Annotated in this window: 16 protein-coding genes; 8 read left to right on the top strand and 8 right to left on the bottom strand. The window is 56.1% G+C overall.

The window, feature by feature from the left end:
- The 3 genes from ACVLVH_RS03960 to ACVLVH_RS03950 all read right to left on the bottom strand — a co-directional run bounded on the left by ACVLVH_RS03960 (position 1) and on the right by ACVLVH_RS03950 (position 4,504).
- Positions 1–1,143, bottom strand: a complete 1,143-nt coding sequence (locus tag ACVLVH_RS03960; RefSeq protein WP_137385759.1) for an efflux RND transporter periplasmic adaptor subunit — start codon at positions 1,141–1,143, stop codon at positions 1–3.
- A gap of 259 nt (positions 1,144–1,402) precedes the next feature.
- On the bottom strand, positions 1,403–2,044 hold the full coding sequence (locus tag ACVLVH_RS03955) for a glutamate racemase (protein WP_192411872.1): 642 nt from the start codon (positions 2,042–2,044) through the stop codon (positions 1,403–1,405).
- Positions 2,045–2,143: 99 nt separating this feature from the next.
- Positions 2,144–4,504, bottom strand: a complete 2,361-nt coding sequence (locus ACVLVH_RS03950; protein ID WP_192411873.1) for a membrane-bound PQQ-dependent dehydrogenase, glucose/quinate/shikimate family — start codon at positions 4,502–4,504, stop codon at positions 2,144–2,146.
- A 368-nt stretch (positions 4,505–4,872) separates the two neighbouring features.
- Here ACVLVH_RS03950 and ACVLVH_RS03945 point away from each other — a divergent pair, with 368 nt between their 5' ends.
- The 3 genes from ACVLVH_RS03945 to ACVLVH_RS03935 all read left to right on the top strand — a co-directional run bounded on the left by ACVLVH_RS03945 (position 4,873) and on the right by ACVLVH_RS03935 (position 8,344).
- Positions 4,873–5,802, top strand: coding sequence for an ABC transporter substrate-binding protein (locus ACVLVH_RS03945; RefSeq protein WP_192411874.1), 930 nt, complete (start codon positions 4,873–4,875; stop codon positions 5,800–5,802).
- Positions 5,799–7,142 (top strand): NtaA/DmoA family FMN-dependent monooxygenase, encoded by a 1,344-nt coding sequence (locus tag ACVLVH_RS03940; RefSeq protein WP_192411875.1) that lies wholly within the window; start codon positions 5,799–5,801, stop codon positions 7,140–7,142. Before ACVLVH_RS03945 ends, ACVLVH_RS03940 begins: the two co-directional genes overlap by 4 nt.
- Positions 7,143–7,378: 236 nt before the next feature.
- Positions 7,379–8,344 (top strand): GT-D fold domain-containing glycosyltransferase, encoded by a 966-nt coding sequence (locus ACVLVH_RS03935; RefSeq protein WP_498949047.1) that lies wholly within the window; start codon positions 7,379–7,381, stop codon positions 8,342–8,344.
- A 58-nt stretch (positions 8,345–8,402) separates the two neighbouring features.
- On the opposite strand, the gene ACVLVH_RS03930 is transcribed toward ACVLVH_RS03935, so the two are convergent.
- Together ACVLVH_RS03930 and ACVLVH_RS03925 are read right to left on the bottom strand one after the other, a co-directional pair.
- Positions 8,403–9,701, bottom strand: a complete 1,299-nt coding sequence (locus ACVLVH_RS03930; RefSeq protein ID WP_192411876.1) for a Fic family protein — start codon at positions 9,699–9,701, stop codon at positions 8,403–8,405.
- 77 nt (positions 9,702–9,778) lie between these two features.
- Positions 9,779–10,411, bottom strand: coding sequence for a DapH/DapD/GlmU-related protein (locus ACVLVH_RS03925; RefSeq protein WP_192411877.1), 633 nt, complete (start codon positions 10,409–10,411; stop codon positions 9,779–9,781).
- Between the two features lie 132 nt (positions 10,412–10,543).
- Between ACVLVH_RS03925 and ACVLVH_RS03920 the strand changes: the two genes are divergently transcribed.
- Complete coding sequence (locus ACVLVH_RS03920) at positions 10,544–11,446, top strand: ParB/Srx family N-terminal domain-containing protein (RefSeq protein ID WP_498948809.1); 903 nt, start codon at positions 10,544–10,546, stop codon at positions 11,444–11,446.
- Between the two features lie 53 nt (positions 11,447–11,499).
- On the opposite strand, the gene ACVLVH_RS03915 is transcribed toward ACVLVH_RS03920, so the two are convergent.
- Entirely contained in the window at positions 11,500–12,594 is a 1,095-nt protein-coding gene (locus ACVLVH_RS03915) for an oxidoreductase (RefSeq protein ID WP_192411879.1), read from the bottom strand.
- A gap of 103 nt (positions 12,595–12,697) precedes the next feature.
- Here ACVLVH_RS03915 and ACVLVH_RS03910 point away from each other — a divergent pair, with 103 nt between their 5' ends.
- On the top strand, positions 12,698–13,573 hold the full coding sequence (locus ACVLVH_RS03910; protein ID WP_192411880.1) for a LysR family transcriptional regulator: 876 nt from the start codon (positions 12,698–12,700) through the stop codon (positions 13,571–13,573).
- Positions 13,574–13,587: 14 nt separating this feature from the next.
- On the top strand, positions 13,588–13,749 hold the full coding sequence (locus ACVLVH_RS03905; RefSeq protein WP_225614358.1) for an NUDIX hydrolase: 162 nt from the start codon (positions 13,588–13,590) through the stop codon (positions 13,747–13,749).
- 83 nt (positions 13,750–13,832) lie between these two features.
- Here ACVLVH_RS03905 and ACVLVH_RS03900 read toward each other — a convergent pair whose 3' ends face one another.
- Positions 13,833–16,226: a glycoside hydrolase family 31 protein gene (locus tag ACVLVH_RS03900; protein WP_498948806.1), complete on the bottom strand. Its 2,394-nt coding sequence runs from the start codon at positions 16,224–16,226 to the stop codon at positions 13,833–13,835.
- 14 nt (positions 16,227–16,240) lie between these two features.
- Positions 16,241–17,542 (bottom strand): MFS transporter, encoded by a 1,302-nt coding sequence (locus ACVLVH_RS03895; RefSeq protein WP_110866104.1) that lies wholly within the window; start codon positions 17,540–17,542, stop codon positions 16,241–16,243.
- 230 nt (positions 17,543–17,772) lie between these two features.
- On the opposite strand from ACVLVH_RS03895, the gene uxuA reads away from it, so the two are divergent.
- Both uxuA and uxaC read left to right on the top strand, forming a co-directional pair.
- Positions 17,773–18,966 carry a mannonate dehydratase gene (uxuA, locus tag ACVLVH_RS03890; protein ID WP_498948805.1) on the top strand — a complete coding sequence of 398 codons (1,194 nt, stop codon included), beginning with the start codon at positions 17,773–17,775 and terminating at the stop codon, positions 18,964–18,966.
- Complete coding sequence (gene uxaC / locus ACVLVH_RS03885) at positions 18,966–20,381, top strand: glucuronate isomerase (RefSeq protein WP_498948804.1); 1,416 nt, start codon at positions 18,966–18,968, stop codon at positions 20,379–20,381. Before uxuA ends, uxaC begins: the two co-directional genes overlap by 1 nt.
- Positions 20,382–20,480: the final 99 nt, after the last annotated feature.

The raw sequence follows: 20,480 nt of genomic DNA, 5'->3' as shown, positions 1-20,480 counted from the left end.
TTACTGGCCTCCGCTGCGGGCGCTGTTTGGCGTCACTTCAACTGCTTTTACCGTCATCCCGGCCTGCACTTTGGCGGTGCCTTCGACAATCAGCTTGTCGCCGCTGTTTAAACCGCTGGTCACCAGCCAGGTGTTGCCGATAACCCGATCGGTCACCACTTCCCGGCTTTGCACTTTGTTCTCGTTATCCACCACCAGCGCCGTGGCGTTGCCCTTAGCATCACGCGTGATGCCCTGCTGCGGGGCCAGAATCGCATCCTTTTTAACGCCGTTAGTGACGCTGGCGCGCACATACATGCCCGGCAACAATTCATGCTGCGGATTAGGGAAAATGGCGCGCAGCGTAACGGTTCCGGTGGCTTCATCAACCGCCACTTCGGTCAGTTCCAGCTTGCCGGGATGATCGTAATTGCTGCCGTCTTCCAGTTTTACCGTTACTGGCACCACATCGCTGCTCTGCTGAAGGGAAGCCTGCTGACGCTTTAGTTTCAGCAGTTGCACGCTGGATTGCGTGAGATCGACATAGATCGGATCGAGCGCACGAATGGTCGCCAGCGCCGTGGTTTGCGCCGAGGTCACCAGCGCGCCCGGCGTCACTGACGAGATGCCGATGCGGCCAGAAATCGGTGCTTTGATTTGCGTGTAGTTGAGGTTGATGCGGGCGCTTTCGACGGCGGCACGATATTGATCAACCGACGCCACGTTCTGTTGATAGGTTGCCAGCGCATCGTCGGCATCCTGACGCGATACGCCGTTCTCTTTAACCAGCGCGCTATAGCGCGCAGATTTTAACTGGCTGCTTTTCACTAGCGCCTGCGCATTTTTCAACTGCGCAACGGCCTGATCGTAGCTGGCCTGATAGCTGGCTGCATCGATTTGATACAGTACCTGACCGGCTTTAACTTCGTCGCCTTCGGTAAACAGGCGCTTCTGGATGATACCGTCCACCTGCGGACGCACTTCCGACACCATGCTGCCCACCACGCGTCCGGTGAGTTGGCTATCGAGCGTCACCGACTCAGTTTGCAGCGTTTTCACGCCAACTTCGGTGGTCATGTCGCCCGCTGGCGGGGCGCTATTTTGGTCACAGGCGGCGAGCAATAACACCAGCCCGGCGATGGCCGTGCGCTGAAAATTCTTCATGAATAATCCTGTAGTGAACGTTCATTCTCAATATTGAGTCTACCAAATCGCGGATGTGGGCGTATGTCAGGAAAATGAAAAGAGCGCTCCTGAAAAGCGACAGCAGAATAGCGACCTCTTTGATTGAGGATTTTTAGGGGTTAAATCGCTATGGGTTACAAAGTGTTGCTAACGATAATGAGTTATAACCACTAATGCAAATGATTATTATTTACATGAAAGTAAACGTTAACCTGATGCGCGGTCTTGCATGCGCACCCTACGAAAAATTATGTACCACCTTTAACGCCAGCTGCGGGCTGGTTAATGGCTGACTACCGGCGCTAAACAGCCTGGACGCCGCCGCCATGGAAACCTGGGCCAGCGCCACATGATCTGCGCCCTGCTGTTTCCCGTCTGCCACCGCTTGCGCAATCATTTGCAGATACGCATCCTGATGACCCGCTTTGAACGCCGCCCATGCGCCAGGAATCAGCTGCACAACAGGATGCTGTTCAACCGGCAGCGTCGCTGGGCAAAACAGCGCGCGCGTCGCCGCCAGCGTGGATTCCGCCGCACACAGCACCAGAGATTTACCCGGCAAACGGTGCACCTCATCGGCCAGCATGCGATCGGTGCGATACACCGGGCAATCATGCCCTTGAACACAAAAACCATCGGCAACCGGACCCAGCGTCGAGCAGGTAATCAGAATCGCGTCGAACCACGGCGTCAGGCTGCGTAACAGCTGTTCCAGTTTGTGCTGCTGAGAAGCGGTCATGCCACCGGTCAGCTCGGCTTCCGCCAGCAAATGTGGCATCACAATATGACTCAGTGCGCCGTTGCTCATGCCCAATGAGTGCGCGGCGTCATCGAAAATAGCGATATTACTGGCGGCGGTATGCAGGCAGGCGATAGTCATAGAATTCCTGATCAGTGGCGTCTCTTAGGGATGCTCAATATAACCTGACAAAAACAAAAAAAGGCGCCACAGCGGGCGCCTTATTCTATTTCACTGCAATTACTTCAAACGGAATGCCACAACGCTGTCACCCGCCTGGGTGCCAAGCGAACCGTGACCGCCTGCGGCAATCACCACGTACTGCTTACCGTCTTTACCCATAAAGGTAGACGGCGTGGCTTGCGCACCGGCACTCAGCTCGGTCTGCCACAGCAGCTCGCCGGTGGTGCTGTCGTAGGCGCGGAAGAAGTTATCCGCAGTTGCACCGTGGAACACCAAATCCCCTGCGGTCAGCAATGGACCACCGTGCGCCACCATGCCCATCGGGAAGCCGATGGGGAAGCGGCCCGGCAGGAAGCTGGTCTTCAGGTTTTTGGTGACGCCCACGCGGCGCAGCCATTCGGTTTTACCGGTCTTCAGATCCACGCCCACCATGCGGCCCCAAGGCGGCGCTACACAGGGAATGCCGAGGCCTGACGCCATCTGCTGGATATGGATCGCGTAGTCACCGTGGAAGTTTTCGTTCCAGTATGGCGTGCCATCTTTGGTGAACAGGCGCTCGGTGGCGGTCTGCTCGGTGCGTTTGATCAGGTTGTACTTGTAGGCCAGGCGCACTGGCGCGGCAATCAGCATTTGACGCTGCGGATCAACCGCAACAGAACCCCAGTTGAACACACCAATGTTGCCAGGGAAGATCAGTGAACCGCCTTCCGTTGCTGGCGTCCACGGATTGCCATCATAGCGCAGGCTACGGAAATCCATGCGGCATGACATCTGGTCAAACGGCGTGATGCCCCACATTGACTTCTCGGTCAACGGCTGCGGGATGAAGTTCAGGCTGGAAACCGGCTGAGTCGCCGCAAATTTCTCACCCGCTACGCCACCTTCAGTCGAAACCTTCACCTGGTTTACCGGATACACCGGCTGGCCGGTAAGACGGTTCAGCACAAACAGGTTGCCGGTTTTGGTCGGCAGGATCACCACAGGCTGCTTCTGCCCTTGATAATCGATGTCCACCAGCGAAGGCTGTGACGGATTATCGCGGTCCCACAGATCGTGGTTGGAGCTCTGATAGCGCCATTTGAACGCACCGGTTTGCAGATCCAGCGCCACCAGCGCATCACGGAACTTCTCGGTGTTGCTGTTCGGATCGCGTTCAATGCCCACTTCATCCGGTGAAGCGTTACCAAACGGCACATAGACTACGCCATTTTTCAGGTCAGCACTCAGCGTGCCCCACGCCACTGGCGTGTCCTGCGGGTAGTTTTGACCGGCAGCAATTGGCGCGGTGTTATCCGGGTTAGCCGGATCAAAGTTCCACACCAGACGACCGCTTTGCACGTCATAGGCACGGATCACGCCTGACGGGTTGCCGCTGTTGAAGCCGTTATCCATCACGGAACCGCCAACGATCACCAGCTTGCCCGCCACCAGCGGTGCTGCGGTTTGCATCAGCGCATGTGGACGTACTTCACCCATGTTGGCGTGCAGATCAACCACACCGTTCTGACCGAAATCTGCGCACGGTTTACCGGTATCGGCATCCAGCGCAATCAGCTGCGCATCGGTGGTGGCGTTAAAGATACGCTTACGGCAGATGGCCGGATTTGCGGCGCTATCCTGTGCGGCAACCGGGGTTTCTTCGTAGTAGCTTACGCCGCGACAGGTCTGATGCTGCTGCAGGTAAGAGCGGTCTTTATTTGGCATAAATTTCCACTTCACCGCGCCGGTTTCCGGATCAAGCGCATGCACTTCGTTATGCGGCGTACAGAAATACAGCATACCGTTGGCTTTCAGCGGCGTAGCTTCGAAGGTGTATTCGGTGGCATCCGCATCCTGGCGCAAATCACCGGTGTGATAGGTCCATGCAACTTCGAGGTTTTTGACGTTGTCTTTGCTGATCTGATTCAGCGCCGAGAAACGCAGGCCGTCAGACGAACCACCGTACGCGGTCCAGTCGTTAGCGGCGCCCTGCTCGCTGTTTTGCTCGCGGGCAATGCTGATGGTGCCTTGCTGCGGAACCGGATCGTAGAAGCACAGACCAATCACCACCACGATCATGATAATCACGGTGCCGCCGAGGAAGGCGTGGAAACGGCGTTCACCGCGATACAGCGGTTTCACCACCCACGGCATCGCCAGCCACAGGCCGATCACGCCGAACAGGTCACCGCGTGGGATCCACTGCCATTTATCAAAGCCCACTTCCCAGATAATCCAGGCGAGCGTAATCCACATCAGCACCGCATAAAGCGCCAGCGCGCTGCGCTGGTTGCGGAACAGTAATATTGCGGTGATAAGTAATCCCACCGCCATCAGCGCATAGAAGGCGCTGCCGCCCAGCATCAACAGCTTGCCGCCCATGTACAGCAAGGCAATCGCCAGAATCGCGAGCACGATACTGGTTAATTTGTTAACCATGCTAATCCCTCAACCATATTCATCGAAAAACCTCAAAAATAACCCCACATAAAATCAACAGAATTTTAACTTACGTTACCGTTTAGTAAAAACCCGTTGCGAGGTGTGTCGTTAGCTCCGCTAATGAATGTAGTTTGGCTAATGGCTGCCAGCTACCGCCTGGTTCAATCTGTGACTGAAATCACGTTTCATTTTCGTTGAGAGAATTAATCATTAGTGAGGAAAATTCGCATTTTTTGATAACGAAAAATGGCGAGGATGCGCGATTTTGGGGGAATTTGCGCCTGAGACATAACCTTGCGCAGATTTGTTACTACGCCCGCTGTAGTAGAAAACTTACGCTGTTTTCTTTTTACCCGGGAAACGTTATGAAAATCACTTTATTAGCCAGCTCATTGTTGCTCCTCGCGGTAACTTCTCACGCTGCAACTGACCCACTGATCGTCGGCGATCAAAAAGGCAATGCTCGCGCGGTGATGTCCGCCGCTGGCGAGCTCAACAATGTGCCGTATGAAATCAAATGGTATGAGTTCCCCAACGCTGCGCCGCTGCTGGAGTCGCTCAACTCCCAGCATCTGGATGCCGGCTTAGTCGGCGATGGTCCGCTGTCGTTTGCCGTGGCCGCAGGCGCGCAGATCCGCGCCATTCAGGCATCGCAATATCTCGGCAATGCCATCCTGGTGAAAAAGGACAGCGCCCTGCACAGCATCGCCGACCTAAAAGGCAAGAAAGTGGCGACGGTAAAAGGATCGGCCGGGCAAAACATGGTGCTGAATGCGCTGCACGAAGCGGGTTTGCCCGACGACAGCGTCAATTTTGTCTTCACCACGCCGTCGGAAGCCACGCTGGCGCTGGATAATGGCGCGGTGGATGCGGTGGCAACCTGGGAACCTTATGTGTCCTTTGCCGTGGCGCAGTCCGGCGATCGCATCGCCATCGACGGCAAAAATTCGCCGGTTTCAAACTATCTGGTGGCGACCGATAGCGCCATCGCCAGCAAGCGTGAACAGCTCACGGACTTCCGCGAGCGCCTGATTCGCGCACGTGCGTGGGGCGTGGCGCATCCACAAGCCTACGCCAGCGAGATCGCCAAACTGCTGCGTCTGCCAGATGCGGTGGCGCTGAGTAAAGTACAGCGTGAAAACAACGCGCCGGTAGAAGATTACGCGTTGGTAGAGAAACGCCAGCAACTGGCGATTGATACCTTCACCCGTGGCGGCCTGATCAAACCCGGCTTAAAAGCCGACAAACTGGTGGATGCCTCCTTCTTCAACGTCAACGGAGCCGCCAAACCATGATGAATCTGGCGCTCTACCTCGACTCCGGCATTCATCAGGGCGGCTGGCGCCATCCCAATTCAGCTGCGACCGGCGGCAGTAACTGGCCGCTGTACCGCAAAATCGCCCAGCGCGCCGAAGACGCGAAGCTGGACATGATTTTTGTCGCGGACAAGCTGGCGATTGATGATGTTTACGGCGGGCATCTGGCGCACACCGTGCAGAATCGTCAGGTTGGCTGGTCTGAACCCTTAACATTATTAGCCGCGCTGGCGGCGGTGACTGACCACATCGGCCTTGGCGGCACGGTTTCCTCATCCTATTCGGTGCCTTACACCACCGCGCGTCAGCTGGCAAACATCGACCATATTAGCGGCGGGCGCGCAGCGTGGAATGTGGTTACCTCGCTGAGCCACGCCGAAGCGCGCAACTTTGGTCGCAGCGAGCACTTCTGCCATGAAGATCGCTATCGCCGCGCGGCCGAATTTATTGATGTCATGAAAGCGCTGTGGGACAGCTTTGAAGAGGACGCGCTGATTCTGGATAAAGCGCAGGCGCACTTTGCCGACCCGGCACGCTTCCATAGGCTTGATCATCAGGGTGAATCTTTCAACGTGCAGGGACCGCTTAATCTGCCGCGTCCGCCGCAAGGCCATCCGGTGGTGATTCAGGCTGGCGTATCGGAAGCCTTTATCGATCTGGCCGCGCAACAGGCGGAAGTGCTGTTTGTGGTGCAACCCAATCGGGAACGCGCGCAGCAGTTTTATCAAACCCTGAAACAGCGTGCGCTGCAGTATCAGCGTCAGCCCGATCAACTGCGCATTCTGCCCGGCATGGTGCCGATTGTCGGCAATACGCAGCGCGATGCCGAGGAGCGTGCGGCGTACCTGAAATCATTGATTACCGTGGAATCGGGCCTCAGCTTTGTTTCGGCCAGCATGAATATCGATCTTTCGCAGTACCCCATTGACGGGCCGGTGCCTGACCTGCGTGAAAAGATCACCGGCAGCAAAGGCCGTTTTCAATATGTGATCGCCAGCGCCATTGAGCAGAACCTGACACTGGGCGAGATGGCGAAACGCTACGCCGAGAGCTTGTCGTTCCCGGCACCGACCGGCACAGCGGATAGCATTGCGCAGCAGATGATTGACTGGTATCAGCATCAGGCCTGCGACGGTTTTGTCATTCTGCCCACCTACATTGACGAGAACGAAGATCGCTTCCTCGAACAGGTTGTCCCGCGCCTGCAGGCTGCGGGCGTCTTCCGCAGCGACTATCAACCGGGCACGCTGCGCGATCGTTTAGGCTTAGTAAAGCCGGAAAATCGCTTTAACCTTTCGTCATTAATTGAAATAACTTAATTAATCATTAATGCGCTGCTGCGATTATTCCTGGCAACAATTATCATAGCAGCGCGAATAAGTGCGGTTTTATTACAGTTTTATTTATTCCCTCTTCATTTAATCTTTTTTAAATTGATTAGCCATTGCGCCGCAATGACTTTTTGAGAGTTTCCTCAGCCTGTTATCCCGGATTAAGCGTGATATAAATCACGTAACTGCTCTGCGGCAAGGCCGCTAATAAAAAGAAGGTTATGATGATCAGCGCAGATTTCTTTTATCGTAAATTACGTTTTCCTTTTAAACTCACACACGCTGCTTTTAAGTTTCCGGTTGCCAATGCGCGAGCCCGGCAATATCAGGTGATGTCGCCTGAACAGTCCATCGACCTGCTGCTTAGCAACCACAATCTATCCATCAGCCGCTATGGCGACGGCGAACTGGAAATGACCTTGTTCAAGAATATCGGTTTTCAATCTTTTGATGAACGACTCTCTATTCGCCTTAAAGAGATATTACGGCGCGGAAGTCAGCCGAAAAATCCGTGTTTATTATGTATGCCCGATGCCTTTCGCGGCACCGCGAATATGCGTTTTGGTTCGGCCCTATTCTGGTTTTTTCATAAAGCGTTTTATTTTCGCCATTATGAAAGCTTATTAAAGAAAGATTACCGCTACGGCAATACCTCCGTTACGCGTCCCTATCACGATTATAAGGACAAGCAGCAGGCGGTTCGCGTGTTTAATAAGTTCAAGCAGCTGTTCAGCGATAAAAAGATATTAATTGTGGAAGGCAGCGGCACGCGTCTCGGCATCGGTAACGATCTGCTCGATGGCGCGCGGGAGATTAAACGCATCACCACGCTCAATCGCAACGCCTTCTCGGTCTACAAGGAGCTCTACAGCTCGGTGCTGGCGCACGCACGCGATTACGATATGGTGCTGATGTCGCTCGGCCCCACCGCCACGGTGCTGGCTTACGATCTCAGCCAGCATGGCATTCGCTGCATTGATACCGGCCACATTGATATCGAGTACGAATGGATGCGCAGTGCCGCGCGTGACAAGGTGCAGGTGGCCGGCAAGAACGTCAATGAAGTGGGCGTGTTACTCAGCGACGATGCGCGCGACGCCGACGATCATTATCGCCAGCAGATTTTGCTGCATGTCGGGTTGCCGCAGGAAGCGGTGCTATCGGCGATGGTAATGCATCCGCCGATCTAATCCACATCGCAAGTAATCGCAAAAATAGGGCATTTTGAGATTGCTTGCGATAACGCTGTTACCCTTCGCGCTTTTTCAGCCACTCCTGCAGCTTGCGCAGTGAAACAGGCGCCTGGTACACCGTTCCTTTCCCCTCCTTTAGTGGACGCAACAATCCCTGTTCGGTGAGGTTTTTCAGGCGCGCACGCGCGGTGTTATCCGCGATGCCGAGCCGCGATTTAATCCCGGCAGAGCTGAGTAACGAACCCGGCGCATTCAGCGCGATGGCCATGATATCCAGCTCACCTTTGGCTAAGGTCATATGCTCTTCCACCCACGTCACTAAACGCTCCCGCTCTTTGTGCAGCGTGGCGATTTGCTCGGTGAAGGCAGTCACCGCGCGCATCACCACTTCGCACTGAAACTGCACGAAATAGGTCAGATCCATCTCATCAGTTTCGCTGTAAAGATAGGAAATGCCGTACTTTACCGCCGCGGCTTTCAACAGCTTGCTGATGGAGATGTAGCGGAACGCGCTGTAACCGTGACGAATCAGATGATGATAGAACAGCCCGCGCGCGGTGCGCCCGTTGCCGTCATTGAAGGGATGAATGTAGCCGATAGCAAAGTGCAACACGCAGGCCACCAGCAAAGGATGCGTGCCCTGCTGCTCCAGCCAGGCAACTTCGGCGCATAACGCGTCCAGCAGGCTATTGAGCCGCTGATAATCCGGCGGCTGATGAATGATTTCGCCGTCGCGCCCGGCAACAAACACATCGTTATTGTCGCGCACGGCGCCGGGCCGATATTTTTCATCATTAATGCCGGCGCAGGCGATGTGATGAATTTCCAGAATATCGGCGCGCGTCAGCGGCGCGTCACCCAGCGTGGCAATGTGCTGCATCAAGCGCCAGTTGCCCATGATCATGCTTTCATCTTCGTTGCGCGGTGCACGCCCCACCGCCAGCAACTCCATCGCCACGCGCGAGGTGGTCGCCGAGCCTTCCAACTGGCTGGATGAAATCGCCTCTTCCATGATCAGCTGTGACATCAGGTAAGAAGCCGCGTCCTCATTCGTTGGTTCGCCGTTGCGCGCAAAGGTCATACGATCGACTGTCGACATCGCTGCCGTGATTTTGGCCGTGAGATTACAGGTCACGGTTTGATCGGCGATCACAAAGTGCTGCGCGCTGCTGCGGCGCTTGAATTTCAGTGCGCTCCACACTTTCTCACGCGTCTGACTATCACTGACACGACGATATAACTCATCGAAATGCAGATAGCGCTCATCCCACTCGGCATGACTGGCGAGGAGCGAATTAATCTCGCTGATACTCAGCGAATCAATAAGTTGAGCGGGTGGGCGGCGCAGCTTCATCTCAAGCAATCTCAAAAACAGGGTATTTTGAGTTTACTTGAGATTCGCTGCGACGACAAATGGCGCTTGCAGCGGAGTTAGCTGCCGTGCCGCTGGCAAAATGCGCGGAGATCGGAGGACTGAAAATCGGCCAGATTCGCCATCAGCTTCTCCAGCGGCCAGTTCCACCAGGCAATCGCCTGCAGTTGCGCGGCAATATCCGCCGCGAAACGTGCACGGATCACTTTGGCTGGCACGCCACCGACAATGGTGTATGGCGGCACCTCTTTCGTCACCACCGCACCGGCCGCCAGCACCGCGCCGTCACCCACCGCCACGCCCGGCAGTACGATCACGCCATGGCCAATCCACACATCATTGCCAATAATCACGCGATCGGCGCGACGCTCGGCAAAGAAGCCATTATCGCGCTCCGCCTGCGCATCGTAGTATTCCGGACAGTAGGTGAAACGGTGCTGCGAGGCGCGATCCATCGGATGATTGGGTGCGCCAATCCGTACATGATTGGCAATGGCGGTAAAGCGTCCGATTTGCGCATCGGCGACGCAGCAATGCTCTCCCAGATAGGAGAAGTCGCCCAGTTCGCTGTATTCGATATAGGTTTCGGCCAGCACTTCACATTGCGCGCCAATCTGGGTTTCGCGCATGCGCACGCTGGGATCGATAACAGTGTGTTGCAGTTTTGTCGGTTGCACAGCAGCAAGTGCCATAATGAAAGCTCCGTGTGGTCAGATGTCTGGATGACCGGTTGCGACTGGGCAACCGCGAGCGACAACACTACAGCGGCAAAATGACACTAATGCTATTGTGCGTATCTGTTTCAGGCGATTCGAGGAAAAGGAATGAGAACACCGTGGTCAATACTGGCGCTGTTATGGTCAGCCGGACAGGCATCCGCCGCGCTGCCCGCCGACATCAAAGCCGGTGATATTGTGCAAGTGCAGTTAGCGCAACTCCATCCGACGCGGGCTGCGATTGGCTATCGTCAGCTGGATTACAAACAGCATCGTTATGAAGCCGAACCGAAAAAGCTGTTCGATGATTATTGCGAAAGCATGGGGCAGAAAGGCGTTGATAAATTTGACAGTAAATCACGTCTCTCGCAGCCCAGCAGCTTCAGCTGTAAAGCGCCGGTCGGCAGCGAACCGGGGCCGATGAAAACGGCGGTGATTGCGCCGGATAACGTGCTGTACCTTACCGATGGTCATCATACTTTCAGCAATTTCGCCGATATCGGCGGTCTTAACACGCCGGTGCAGGTGCGCATCACCGATGACTTCCGCAGCCTGAAAACCATGTCCGCCTTTTGGCAAAAAATGGAAACGGCACATCTGGTATGGCTGGATACGCCTGCTGGCAAAATTAAACCGGATGCGCTGCCGAAAGAGTTGGGCCGCCAGCATATGCAGAATGATGAATATCGCTCGCTGGTCTATTTCGTGCGCGATATTGGCTTTGAGAAGGAGCAGAATCCGCCGCCGTTCCTCGAGTTCTACTGGGGCAAATGGCTGGAAACGCAGCTGCCGCTGAAGAACTTTGACCTCAATAACCGCAACGGTTACGCCAAAGCGCTGGAAACCATCGCTGAGAAGATGACCAGCGTGCCGAAAGACACGGTGATTGCGCACAGCGATAGCGGCCCGCTGACGGCGGATCGGTTAGGTGCACGCAAGAAAGTGAATGAGAAGAAGCTGGAGAAGCTGGTCTCCGACAAGGGCAAACTGACGTGGGCTTTTGCGCAATAATCGCGTGGTCGCCATTCATGGCGACCCATTTACCCATCAGCGCCCTTTCAGCGTTAAACCAATTCGCAGTTTTTCACATCCGCCGATGGCGCCAGCAGATTTTTATCAAATTCGCGCAGTGCCACGCCATCACGAATACGCATCGGCCAGTCGGGATTGGCCAGCGCGCTTTTGCCTATCGACACATAATCCGCGCCCTGCTCCAGCGCCTGCGCCGCCGTGCTGGCATCACTTAACGCGCCATTGGCGATAATCGGCAATTTCGGTGCCGCCTGGCGCGCAATTTGCACCAGTGACAGCGGCGAATCGGCAAACGCCGGTTGCAGCGCGTCATATTCAGTCAGATGCAGATAATCCACGCCGGCCTCAGCAATCGCGGCGAATACCAGGCGCGCGCCCGCTTCGCCTTCCCGCCATTTGTGATGAAAATCATTCACTTTGCCCTGTGAGAGGCGAACTCCCAGCGTAACATCCTTGCCTACGCGCTGGCGCACCGCGGCAATCACCGCCAGCGTCAGAGACAAACGCGCCACGATATCGCCGCCCCAGCGATCGCTGCGCTGATTGGTGTAATCGGTAAAGAACTGGTCAAGCAGATAGCCGTTAGCGCCATGAATTTCGATGCCATCAAAACCCGCTTCGCCGACTGCCCGCGCCGCAGTGTGCGCAAAGCTGTCGATCACCTGCTGGATCTGCTCTTCATTCATTTCGCGTGGCAGCGGATAGGCGCCATGACCGTGATAGAAACCGAGTTGTTCCCCGCGCGGCTGCACCGCTGAGGGCGCGAGCGTGTCCGGTCGATAGATATTGCCCTGCGATATCGCCCCGGCATGCATCAACTGCGCAATGATTTTGCCGCCATGCTGATGCACCCGATCGGTGATCGCGCGCCAGCCGGCGCTCTGTTTAGCGTTAATCAGCCCCGCCTGAAACGCATAGGTTTGCGACCAGGCTTCATCGATATAGATGCCTTCGGTGATGATGGCGCTAAAGCCGCCGCGCACGAAGCGCTGATAGTAGTGCTGCATACGTTCGCCCGGTATGCCGTCAACGCTGGCGGAGATGCGCGTCATGGGCGCCACCATAATGCGATTCTTCAGCGCCAGCCGGTTCAGTGTGCCGCTCTGAAAAAGATGTTTATCACTCATATTGCTCTCTGGATGCGGATTATCTACAGAGCGCAGTATATTCGGTCGCCACAGGGACAAAAATGGCCGATGATGATACGTCTGTATAACGGAAATCGTTACAATGAACTCAAAAGATGTTGAGGTGTTCCTGATGGTCACCCAGACGCGCAGCCTGACGCAGGCCGCGCGGCGACTGAACACCACGCCGATGACGGTCTCACGCCGACTCGCCTCGCTGGAAGAAGATCTCGGCGTGCGCCTGCTGCATCGCACCACCCGCGCCATTGCGTTAACTGATGAAGGTGAAGAGTTTCTGCCCTATGCCAAAACCCTGACAGAAACCGAACAGAGCGCGCGCAGTTTGTTCTCGCCGAATAAACAGGGCGCCACCGGCCAGCTGCGCATCACCGCACCTTCTGGTTTTGGCCGCCGCACCATTATTCCGTTGCTGCCCGCGCTGATGGCGGAGAATCCCGAACTGAAGATCGATTTCCAGCTCAGCGATAACGTCACCGATATTGTTGGGCTGGGCTACGATGTCGCCATTCGCATCGCCCCGCTGCGGGATTCGCGCTTAGTCGCGCAGCGGCTGGCGGATAATCCGCGCGTGCTCTGTGCTTCTCCAGACTATCTGGCGCGCTTCGGCACGCCAAAACTGCTGGCCGATTTGCATCAGCATAACTGCCTACGCTTATCCGGCGTGCCGCAATGGAGTTTTATAGTCGACGACCATATTTCCAGTGTCAGCGTTGAGGGCCGTTTTAGCGGCAGCAATGTGGAAGGCGTGCGTACCTTATGCGTAGCGGGCAGCGGCATCGCCCAGCTCTCTGCGTGGGATGTGCAGCAAGAGTTGGCGGCAGGTGAACTGACTGAGATTACCTTGCGAGATGCTCAACCGCAGCTGCTCGGCGTCTGGGCGCTATTTCCCACCGCACGGCATCTGCCAACGCGCGTCACGGTTTTTCTAAACGCCCTAAAACAGGCGATGGCACGTTAATTCAGAAAATGTGAATGGCGAATCAGGGGCAAAATCTGGATGCGGAAGAGGTGGGACTAACCGCGAAGAAAATTAAAATCGACGCATTTCCTGAACTGATTCTGGCAGGAAAGATCAGCGACGCGACAACGGTTACCGCGTTTCTGTTGGCGCGGGCGAAAGGGTTAATCGACTGATCTCTCTGCTTTATTCCAGGTGCGCATGAATGCGCACCCTACGAATACAACATCGATGTAGTGCCGCCATTCAGGGCGACCGATTACTCCGCAGCAATATCCGCTAACACCGCTTCTGCCTGCGCCTTATCCACCGCCACGCCATCAATAAACAGCTGACGCTGTTCGCTCGGCGGCAGCATAATCTTCAGCGTCTGCCAGGCTGGCTGGAAGCTACCTTTGCGCTGGAAGTTAAGGTGAATCGCCTCAGCATCGCTGCGCATTTTCCAGTTGAGCCACAGCGCATTGCCCTGCTGATAAGCCCAGCTTTCGCCATCATCCTCAAACAGCACACCGTGGCTAACCCCTTTGCCTTTCAGCGGGAACAGCTGCAAGGTGCGGCGATCGTCAGTTTTAGTGTCAACATGACGCAGGCGCTCGCTGAGCGGTAAGCCCGCTCCGGCACGCACCAGCATCGGCTGGGTTTCCAGCGGAGCCGCCAGCGTGATCCATTGACCGCCGCTGAACCATTGCTGGGTAGCGAAGTCATACCAGCCAGTTTGGTTGTCGGGCAGCCACAGACGACGCTCGCGCTGGCCGGGTTCGACCACGCTGGCCACCAGCAGATCGCGGCCCAGCATAAACTCATCGCACTCGGCGAACGTCTGCGCATCCTGTTCATGATCGAGGAAAGTCGGACGCAGCATCGGTTCATCGTCAGCATGCGCCTGCCACAGTAACGTATAGAGGTAAGGCAGCAGACGATAACGCAGTTCAATCGCGGCGCGGATCGCAGGCGTAGCCGCCGGATACATCCAGGGTTCATTGACGGTGTGATCGTCATTCCACGAGTGAATGGTGAAACGCGGATGCATCACGCCGTTTTGTACCCAGCGCACAAACAGTTCTGCATCTGGTTTATCGCCGGAGAAGCCACCGACGTCGTGCCCTACGTTGTACAAACCGGACAGGCTCATACCCAATCCCATGCGGATGTTGTAACGCAACGTGGTCCAGTTGGTGCGGTTATCGCCGCTCCAGGTTTGCACATAGCGCTGCATCCCGGCGCAACCCGAACGGGAAATCAGGAAAGGACGTTTTTCCGGCGCGAAGCGCTGTTGCGCTTCCATCGAGGCGCGCATCATCAGCAGCGGCATCACCGGGCGAATGTGTTTGATGGCAATTGGCGTGCCGAAACCGTGGCAACGCGCTTCGCCGTCCCACACTTCATATTCGTTATTATCGTTCCAGGTGGAATCGATGCCCTTTTCCAGCAGCTGTTTGGTGACGTTTTCCTGCCACCAGGCGACGGCTTGCGGATGGGTAAAATCGAGATGTGAACCTTCGTCATCCCAGAACACCGAACATTCAGGCGCATCTTCTTCGGAGTCACGGATAAACAGCCCTTGTTCCGCCACTTCGTTATAACGCGGATGATCCTGTAACAGACACGGTTTGATATTGGCGGCGAGGCGCAAGCCGGCGTCGTGAAACGCCTGGCTCATCACCTCCGGCTGCGGCACTTTGTCGTAGTTCCAGTTGAATACGTAGCGCTTGTTGTTAATTGAGGTGTAGCCGGACGAGAGCTGGAATGAATCGCACGGAATATCGTGCTCTTCGCAGAGACGAATGAAGTTCATCAGCTGATGTTGTGCATCCGGCGCATCGGTGTAATGCATGGTTGAACCACTGTAGCCAAGGCTCCATTTCGGGCCGAACAGCGTTTTACCTGTGAGACGCACGAAGGCTTTGGTGACATCCAGCACCTTGTCACCGACAAACAGGTAATAGTCGATATCACCGCTTTCCGCCTGCCAGCGGCGATACGGTTTGTGATAGTTATCGAGTTCATTACCCAGATCAAACCAGCTGCTGCTGAGGTTATCGTAATAGAGACCAAAGCTAACATCGGTACGACGGGTGATGGTAAACGGCACATGCTTGTACAGCGGATCGGTGGAGGCCGCGTTGTAGCCCATCGCATCAAGGTTACGCATCTCATAGCGCTGGCCATTACGCTGCAAATCGCCGGTTTTCTCGCCCAGACCATAATAGCGATCGTCATTCATGCGGCACTGATAGTGCGCCACGCCATCGCCGTGCGCGTTGATTTGATAAGCGCTGGTTGGGCGGTCGCAGGTCAGCAGCTGCCATGCGCCGTGGCTGTCGCAATATTGCCACTCCAGCGCCAGCGGTTGATGGACGATCACCCGCAGCTTATCGGTGGCCACCACCAGCGTGTCGCCCTCTTCTTCCAGCGTGAACGATGGCAAGGTGAATCCGGCCAGGCTGTCACGCTGACGCCCTTCCCACGGCACATCACTTTCTGGCGCGATGCTCCAGGTGCGATCGAGGCTGTATGCGCCATGACGTTTAATCGCCACGCGGAACATGCCCGTTTCCAGCACATACAGACACAGCGTGTGTTTGCCGTCGACGGTTAACGCCACGTGGTGTGCATCGGAACCGGCTAATGACCAATTTTTTAACGTTTTCATCGTTACCTACTTTTTCATGCGCGCTGGGCGCGACGTTCAGCAATAAAAGCAATCAGGAATACCGCGCCAATCAGGTCGAAGAAGCCCATGGCGACAAACAGCGGATTAAAGCCAATGGTGTCGGCGGTAACGCCGATCAGCAGTGAGAACAGGAAGCTGGAGATCCAGGCGAACGAGCCGCGCATGCCGTTGACGGTGGCCATCTGGCCTTTATCAAACTTCTCCACCACCAGCGCGCTCAGCATGCAGGAGATGATCTGATGGCCGAAACCACCAATCGAGATCAGCGCAATCGCTACGTAAGGATCTTTAGTGACCGCGACCAGCGCCAGCGACAGCATCAGGAAAGCGCCCGTCACCGAACTCGCCACCACGGAATTAACCTGGGTAAAACCAAAGATTTTGGTGTAGAGCCGCGTCAGATAGCCGCTGGCCGCGCTGCCTAAATCGGCGGCGAGGAACGGCAGCCAGGCGAACATAGCAATCTGCTTCAGATCCATACCCAGCTCTTTCGCCAGATAGAGCGGCACCCAGAAGCTCAGCACGCCCCAGGCAGGTTCAGCCATAAAGGCGGGAATGGCGATGCCGTAAAAACGTTTGTTTTTCGACACGGTTTTCAGCGCGGTAAAGAACGGCAGTTTCACTGCTGGCGGTTCGTTATCCTGACGAATAAATTCCAGTTCCGAGGCCTGCAGATTGGGATGCTGCTCCGGATCGCGATAGAACAACCACCACAGCACCACCCAACCCAACGCCAGGCAGCCGGTGAACAGGAACGCGCCCTGCCAGCCAAAGGAAGCGTGTGCAAAGTAGATAATCGGCGGTGCCAGCATCGCGCCAAGCGAGAAACCCACGCCCGCCCATCCGGCGGCGATAGGACGCTCTTTTTTCGGGAACCATTCGCCAATCACTTTGGCGTTAGCGGGCGTGGCAGCTGCTTCAGCGCCGCCCATGACAAAACGCAGGATAGCCAGATGCACCCAACTGGCCGCGCCAGCGTGGAACAAACAGGCGACGGCCCAAATGGTGGCGCAGATCAGGAAGCCGACTTTCAGGCCAATAACGTCGATCAGCCAGCCGCAAATCGGTTGAAAGAAGGTATACGCCAGCTGGAAGGCGCCGACGATCCAGGAATATTGTTCGGTGGTGATGTTGAGGCTGGTTTTGAGCTCCGGTGCCAGCAAGCCCAACGAGTTACGGGTGATGTAGTTGACCGTGACGCCTGCTAAGAACAGCACCAATACCCACCAGCGCAGATTGCGCAAGGTGCGTTTGGTGCCTGCGGCGGTTATCCCTGGGTTTAAACTGCGGTTCATCTGATTCTCCGTTAGTGAGTCATTTCTAACCATCCGCCAGGAGTGAACCACAGTTGCGAAAAGTGGTCGCCAGATTGATGTCGCAAATGTGATCTGGTTAACCAAAATCACTTGCCAGGTTGACTTAACCCCGTAAAGAGCAGAGTTTTAATCCGGAATCGCGTAGTTATTATCTGATGTAATGCGCTAATAAAGAATATTGGTCAACCAATAGTGAGTGAGGTAACAACATGAAGCAGACCTGGCGCTGGTACGGCCCCAACGATCCTGTCTCTCTGTCCGATGCGCGCCAGGCGGGCGCAACCGGCATCGTCACCGCACTGCACCACATCCCTAATGGCGAAGTGTGGTCAGTCGACGAAATCATGCAGCGCAAGGCGCTGGTGGAAGCCGCCGGTTTGGTGTGGTCGGTGGTGGAGAGCGTGCCGATTCATGAAGAGATTAAAACCGGCAGCGGCCGCTGCCAGCACTGGATCAGCAATTATCAGCAGTCGCTGCGCAACCTGGCGCAGTGCGGCATTAAAACCGTGTGCTACAACTTCATGCCGATCCTTGACTGGACGCGCACCGATCTCGAATATCTGCTGCCGGATGGCGCGAAAGCCCTGCGTTTTGATCAGATTGAGTTCGCGGTGTTTGAACTGCACATTCTGCAGCGTCCCGGCGCGGAGCAGGATTACAGTGCGCAAGAGATCGCCGAGGCTGCTGAACGCTTTGCAACGATGAGTGAAGAGCACCGTAACCGCCTGATGCGCAACATCATCGCCGGTTTGCCGGGTGCGGAGGAAGGCTACACGCTGGATCAATTCCGTGCCCAGCTGGCGCGTTATCAAGGTATCGGTAAGGCCGAGCTGCGAGAGAATTTTGCCACCTTCCTGCGCGCCATTGTCGCGGTTGCGGAAGAAGTGGGCGTACGCATGGCGGTACATCCGGACGATCCGCCACGCCCAATTCTCGGCTTACCGCGCATCGTTTCCAACGCCGACGATCTGCAATGGATGATCGATACCGTCAGCAGCCCCGCCAACGGTTTCACCATGTGTACCGGCTCGTACGGCGTGCTGGCAGAGAATGATTTAGCCGAAATGGTCAAGCGCTTCGGCCCACGAATCTACTTCGCGCATTTGCGCTCCACCAAGCGGGAAGAGAACCCCAACAGCTTCCACGAAGCCGCGCATTTGGGTGGCGATGTCGATATGTTTGCGGTGATCAAGGCGATTGCCGAAGAGGAGCAGCGACGTAAAGCCGCGGGGGAGGAAGATTTGATTCCAATGCGTCCCGACCACGGCCACCAGATGCTGGATGACCTGAAGAAGAAAACCAATCCCGGCTACTCGGCGATCGGTCGCCTGAAAGGATTGGCGGAAATTCGCGGCGTCGAATTGGCGATCCACCGCGCCTATTTTGCTCAGGAAGCCCACTAATGCGCTTTATGGATGAAGATTTTCTGCTGCAGAGCGATATCGCGCGGCGCTTGTACCACGACTTCGCTGCGGATATGCCAATCTACGATTATCACTGTCACCTCAATCCGCAGGAGATTGCTGAAGATCGTCGCTTCGACAACCTCGGCCAAATCTGGCTGGAAGGCGATCACTACAAATGGCGCGCGCTGCGTGCCGCGGGCGTCGATGAGTCGTTGATTACCGGCAAGAGCACCAGCGACTACGACAAGTATCTCGCCTGGGCGCAAACGGTGCCAAAAACCCTCGGTAACCCGCTCTATCACTGGACGCACCTTGAACTGCGGCGCCCGTTTGGCATCACCGATACGCTGTTTGGCCCGGACACCGCGCCTGCGATCTGGCAGCGCTGCGCGGAACAGCTGGCGACGCCGGAATTTTCCGCGCGCGGCATCATGCGCCAGATGAAGGTGCGCATGGTCGGCACCACCGACGATCCGGTTGATTCACTGCACTATCACCGTCAAATCGCCGATGACCGCAGCTTTGATATTGACGTTGCGCCGAGCTGGCGTCCGGACAAGGTCTTCAAAATCGAGCTGGAGGGTTTTGTCGACTATCTTGCTCGTCTGGAAGCCGCCGCCGATGTCGCCATCGACAGCTTCGAGGCGCTACGCCGCGCGCTGTTACGACGCCTTGACCACTTCTCCGCCCACGGTTGTCGCGCCTCAGACCACGGTATTGAAACCCTGCGCTTTGCGCCGGTGCCGGACGACCGCGTGCTCGATACGATTTTGGCGAAACGTCGCCGTGGCGATGCGCTGGATGAATTGGAAATCGCCCAGTTCAGCAGCGCGGTGTTGGTGTGGCTCGGCAGCGAATATGCGCGACGCGGCTGGGTAATGCAGCTGCACATCGGCGCGATCCGTAACAACAGCACGCGCATGTTCCGCCAGCTCGGGCCAGACAGCGGGTTTGATTCGATTGGCGATAACAATATTGCCTGGCCGCTGGCGCGCCTGCTGGATGCGATGGACCTCAACGATCAGCTGCCGAAAACCATTCTCTATTGCCTCAATCCGCGCGATAACGAAGTGCTGGCTACTATGGCGGGCAACTTCCAGGGCGCGGGTATTGCTGGCAAGGTGCAGTTCGGTTCAGGCTGGTGGTTCAACGATCAGCGCGACGGCATGCTGCGTCAGCTGGAGCAACTGTCGCAAATCGGCTTACTCAGCCAGTTTGTCGGTATGCTGACCGATTCACGCAGCTTCCTCTCCTACACGCGCCACGAATACTTCCGCCGTATTCTGTGCAATCTGCTGGCGCAGTGGGTGAAAGACGGCATTGTGCCGCACGATGAGCCGATGCTCGGCAACATGCTGCGCGACATCTGCTTTAACAATGCCGAACGCTATTTCGCGCTGAAAGCCCAGTGATGGTGGCCAGGTCACTGCACGCCGTGACCAGGCCGATTCTTATTCGCTATGCTATAGTGCGCGTCTCTGAGTGAGGCTGTATCAGAGGTTGTGAATCCT

This window comes from Kluyvera sp. 1366 (assembly GCF_054823405.1).
This window is presented reverse-complemented; position numbering and strand designations above follow the sequence as displayed.